Origin of the sequence: Nocardiopsis sp. FR4 (assembly GCF_009830945.1) — a bacterium.
GTDB lineage: Bacteria > Actinomycetota > Actinomycetes > Streptosporangiales > Streptosporangiaceae > Nocardiopsis.
Window position 1 is genome coordinate 1 of the sequence record NZ_VWVV01000061.1, and the last position, 4,535, is coordinate 4,535.

At 69.7% G+C, this 4,535-nt stretch carries 5 protein-coding genes; 2 read left to right on the forward strand and 3 right to left on the reverse strand.

Going from position 1 to position 4,535, the window contains the following annotated elements; all coding sequences use genetic code 11:
* Positions 1–222 precede the first annotated feature (222 nt).
* From FYW95_RS27390 to FYW95_RS27400, 3 genes are all read right to left on the reverse strand, one after another.
* Positions 223–813 carry a methylated-DNA--[protein]-cysteine S-methyltransferase gene (locus FYW95_RS27390; RefSeq protein WP_159945718.1) on the reverse strand — a complete coding sequence of 197 codons (591 nt, stop codon included), beginning with the start codon at positions 811–813 and terminating at the stop codon, positions 223–225.
* Positions 810–2,288 (reverse strand): DNA-3-methyladenine glycosylase 2 family protein, encoded by a 1,479-nt coding sequence (locus FYW95_RS27395; RefSeq protein WP_305081047.1) that lies wholly within the window; start codon positions 2,286–2,288, stop codon positions 810–812. The genes FYW95_RS27390 and FYW95_RS27395 overlap by 4 nt, the downstream gene beginning before the upstream one ends.
* 140 nt (positions 2,289–2,428) lie before the next feature.
* A complete protein-coding gene (locus FYW95_RS27400; RefSeq protein WP_159945719.1) occupies positions 2,429–2,707 on the reverse strand; it encodes a hypothetical protein in 279 nt (92 codons plus the stop codon).
* Positions 2,708–2,853: 146 nt separating this feature from the next.
* On the opposite strand from FYW95_RS27400, the gene FYW95_RS27405 reads away from it, so the two are divergent.
* A complete protein-coding gene (locus FYW95_RS27405; RefSeq protein ID WP_159945720.1) occupies positions 2,854–3,252 on the forward strand; it encodes a coenzyme B12-dependent isobutyryl CoA mutase small subunit in 399 nt (132 codons plus the stop codon).
* A gap of 428 nt (positions 3,253–3,680) precedes the next feature.
* The coding region (locus tag FYW95_RS27410) for an ATP-grasp domain-containing protein (RefSeq protein WP_159945721.1) at positions 3,681–4,535 on the forward strand (855 nt) is incomplete at its 3' end.

The following is a 4,535-nucleotide window of genomic DNA, read 5'->3' on the forward strand; positions in this document are numbered from 1 at the left end:
CTTTGCGCTGATGGTACTGCCCTGTGGTGGGGTGGGAGAGTAGGTTGCTGCCACGGTTTGTTGTGGGGGGGTCGTCCTTTGTGGGCGGCCCCCTTTTTTTGTGTGTTTTTTGTTGTGTGCCGGGGGGTTGTGCGATCGTGAATGGCTCGGAGTATCGTTTCCGAGTGCAACCGGAAGGGGCTGGGACGCGCTTCTTTCCGCGTGTCCCAGCCCCTCCGGAGTTCACTTCCTCGCGCTCTTCGCCTCCAGGCCGAGAAGGAAACTCTTGCGCTCCAGCCCGCCGGCGTAGCCGGTCAGCGAGCCGTCGGCACCGATTACCCGGTGGCAGGGCACGATGATGCTGATCGGATTGCGGCCGTTGGCCATACCGACCGCCCGGGACGCGGTCGGCCTCCCCAGTTCCTCCGCCAGCTGGCCGTAGCTCGCGGTCTCCCCGAACGGGATGGTGGTCAGGGCCGCCCACACCCGCAACTGCCACTCGGTGCCGACGGGGGACAGGGGCAGATCGAACTCGCGCAGTTCACCGGCGAAGTAGGCGTTGAGCTGCGCGACCGCCTCGGCGAAGAGCCGGGAGTCCGGATCCGGCACCCAGTCCCGGGGCGGTGTCCGGGTTCCGCCCTCCTTGTCCGCGGTGAGCACACCGCCCAGTGCCTCACCGTCGCCGTACAGCGTCAGCTCCCCGACGGGTGAGGCCATCGTCGTGTACCGGGTGGGCCCCGGCAACGGGGAACGGAACTCGACGGTCCTGCTACGCGAGGGCTTCGCCGCCACGATGTCCAGCGGAAGCATGTCCGACTCGGCTTGCTTGTTCATACCGCTTCCTTCTCCTTGTCCTGCGCCGTGGCGTCCTGGAGGGAGGCCCACAGCAGGTGGTTGGCGTAGGACCGCCACGGACTCCAGGCCCGGGCCCGTCCCGCGGCCGCCGCCGGAGTCGCCTTCCCGCCCCTGGCCTCCAGCGCCATCCGGACACCGAGGTCGCCCTGGAGGAACACGTCGGGATCTCCCAGGCCGCGCATCCGGATGTAGCCCGCCGTCCACGGTCCGATGCCGCGCAACTCCACCAGGCACCGCTCGACCTCCTCCCGGTCGCACCCCGGCCCCAGGTGGATCCGGTCCGAGGCGATCGCCTCGGACAGGCCCGCCAGGGCGCGGCCCCGGGCGACCGGGATGGAGAAGACCGCCGGGTCCGCCCCGGCCAGCCTCTCCGGGGTGGGGAACACGTGGGTCAGCCCGCCGTCCGGTCCGCTTTCGAGAGGTTCCCCGAAGCGCTCCACCAGGCGGGCGGCCAGGGTGCGGGCGGCCCGGACGGACACCTGCTGGCCCAGCACGGCCCGGACCGCGAGCTCGGCCGGATCCACGTGACCCGGTGAGCGTATCCCCGGGTGCGCGGCCACGAGCGGCCCCAGCAACGGGTCCTCGCCCAGTGCCTCGGCGACCGCCCGGGGGTCGGCGTCCAGGTCGAGGAGTCCGCGGCACCGGCGCACCGCACTGGACAGGTCTCGCGGCTCGGTCAGCCGCAGACGGCACAGGACGTGTCCGGAACCCTCCGACAGCTCCACGACCCCGGGCCCGTGCGGCAGCCGCAGGGTCCTGCGGTAGACCCCGTCACGGTACTCCTCGACGCCCGGTACCGCCCGGTCCCCGAGGAAGCGCAGCATCTGCCCGAGGTCGATCGGTGCGCGGTAGGGCAGGCGCAGGGTGATCGTGCCCGGCACACCGGACACCGTTGCCCTGTGCCCCATCGCACGCATCTGTGTGGGTGAGCGGTCGAAGACCGCCCGCATCGTCTCGTTGAACTGGCGCACGCTGGCGAACCCGGAGGCGAAGGCCACATCGGCCATCGGCATGTCGGTGGTCTCCACCAGGACCCGCGCGGTCTGTGCCCGCTCGGTGCGGGCCAGTGCCAGCGGCCCGGCTCCGAGCTCGGTCGTCAGTAGGCGGTTGAGCTGGCGCTCGCTGTAGCCGACGGCGGAGGCCAGGGCACTGACACCGCCCCGTTCCATGGCACCGTCCTGGATGAGCCGCATGGCGCGGCCCACCACGTCGGCCCGCAGGTTCCACTCGGGGGACCCCGGAGTCAGATCGGGGCGGCAGCGCTTGCAGGCGCGGAAGCCCGACTCCTGCGCCGCCGCGGCGGTCGGGAAGAAGCGGGTGTTGACCCGCTTGGGGGTGACGGCCGGGCAGCTCGGACGGCAGTAGATACCGGTGGTGCGCACGGCCGTGAAGAAGATCCCGTCGAACCGGGAATCCCTGCTGAGTACGGCGCGGTAGCGCTGGTCGTCGTCCATCACGCCATCCATGGTCACCCATGGAGCGGGGTGGACGCTGGCGGTTTTCGGACATCGACTCGGCCATGGCCTCGGGAGCCCGCGCGTTGGGCCCCGGGGCCATGGCCCCGGAAGCCCGGGGAACCCGGGAGCGCGTGAACTCAGGAGTGTTCGAGGAGGTACTGCACATAGACCGGGCGCAGGGCCTCCTGCACTCGCGGGTCGGTCTCGGCGGACAGGGCCTCGTAGACGAGCCCGGACGCCTGGGCGACGCTCGCCTCACTGGCCTCCTCGTTCCCCGCGGCCGCCTCAGCTGCGGGGAGCAGCCCGAGAAGCCTCCAGAAGAAACGCAGGTCCCACCGCTTCCGCGCCAGTTCGAAGGCGCGTTCCCGCAGTTCTTCCGTGCTGATCTGGTCGAATTCGGTGACATCGTCTCCCATGTTCGGGAAGATACCCGTCCCCGCGACCGTCATCCGGTAGTGACCTGCGTTACCCTTCATGCGAGTTCATCATCTCCTTCCCGGCGGTGCGGTGCCTCCCACAAGGAGGGCCGGGTGGCCGGGGGAACGTTCGTGAGGGGTTTGCCATGGCACGGGTCGTCGTCGCGAAACCGGGGTTGGACGGGCATGACCGCGGCGTCAAGATCGTGGCCCGCGTACTGCGCGATGCCGGGGTGGAGGTCATCTACACGGGGCTGCGCCAGACCCCGGAGATGATCGTGGCCGCAGCACTGCAGGAGGACGCCGACGCCATCGGGCTGTCCGTGCTCTCGGGCGCCCACATGACGATGTTCTCCCGAGTGCTGGAGCTGCTGAAGGAGAACGGCGCCGAGGACATCCGGGTGTTCGGCGGCGGCATCATCCCCGACGCCGACATCGCTGAACTCGAACGCATGGGGGTGGCCAAGATCTTCACTCCGGGCGCGCCGACCTCGGAGATCGCCGACTGGGTCCGGGAGAACGTACGTCCGGCGCACGCCGCCTGAACCCGGCCTGAGGAATTCCACCTCGGCCCCGGCGGGTCTGAACGCCATGCCGTACGCGGCCCGAGCTCTTCCACGTGATTTGCGTCGCACGCGGCCAAGAGTCCCCTGGCGGGCGAAAAGCCGCCTGTGTGTTGTTATCCACCGTGTCCCTGGTCACAGATTTTCCCATGCGGGGGCTGTTCCGGTGCCCCATCAGCGGCTTTCGGGGACCCGCCGGGCCGGTGAACGCCGCCCCGGTGTCCGGCGGCCGGATTTCGGGCGACTAAGCTTTGCGCATGTCGCGGGTGGCAACGCCGCGGCGATCTCGATCTAACGGCTCAGCCCGCCGGGCTTTGCGTCGTGTGACACACATCAGTGGATCACAGCCGATCAGGACGAGGCCACCCCGGTAGACATCCTGAGCCAGCGAGTTACAAGGACGGACCCTCGTGGACCTGTTCGAATACCAGGCGAAGCAACTCTTCGCAGAGTACGGGGTTCCCGTACCCCAGGGGAAGGTGGCGAGCACGGCCGCTGAGGCGCGTGCCATCGCCGAGGAGTTCGCTGCCGCAGGCAAGCCCCGCGTCGTCGTCAAGGCGCAGGTCAAGACCGGTGGCCGTGGCAAGGCGGGCGGCGTGAAGGTCGCCGACGGCCCCGAGGACGCCCAGGCCAAGGCCGAGCAGATCCTCGGTATGGACATCAAGGGCCACACGGTCCACCGTGTCCTGGTCGAGGAGGCCTCCGACATCGCGGAGGAGTACTACTTCTCCTTCCTCCTGGACCGCGCCAACCGCACCTTCCTCTCCATCTGCTCCGCTGAGGGCGGTGTGGAGATCGAGGAGGTCGCCGTCACCAACCCCGACGCGGTCGCCAAGATCGCCATCGACCCGCTGACCGGCGCTCCCACCGACGTCGCCGCGGAGATCGTCCGTGCGGGCAAGCTGCCCGAGGCGGCCGTCGAGGGCGCGACCGAGGTCATCACCAAGCTGTGGGACGCGTTCGTCGGCAAGGACGCCACCCTGGTCGAGGTCAACCCCCTGATCCTCACCTCGGACGGCCGCGTGGTCGCCCTGGACGGCAAGGTGACCCTGGACGAGAACGCCGAGTTCCGCCAGGACCTGGAGAGCCTCGCCTCGGCCGCCGAGGGAGACCCCCTGGAGGTCGCCGCCAAGGCCAAGGGCCTGAACTACGTCAAGCTGGACGGCGAGGTCGGCGTCATCGGCAACGGCGCGGGCCTGGTCATGTCCACCCTGGACGTGGTCGCCTACGCCGGTCAGACCCGCGGCGGGGCCAAGCCCGCCAAC

What these genes read in the sequence shown, in the direction of transcription:
- FYW95_RS27405 (WP_159945720.1), top strand. Translation starts at nt 2,854, where the DNA reads ATGGCACGGGTCGTCGTCGCGAAACCGGGGTTGGACGGGCATGACCGC.
- FYW95_RS27390 (WP_159945718.1), bottom strand. Translation starts at nt 813, where the DNA reads ATGAACAAGCAAGCCGAGTCGGACATGCTTCCGCTGGACATCGTGGCG.
- FYW95_RS27400 (WP_159945719.1), bottom strand. Translation starts at nt 2,707, where the DNA reads ATGGGAGACGATGTCACCGAATTCGACCAGATCAGCACGGAAGAACTG.
- FYW95_RS27395 (WP_305081047.1), bottom strand. Translation starts at nt 2,288, where the DNA reads ATGGACGACGACCAGCGCTACCGCGCCGTACTCAGCAGGGATTCCCGG.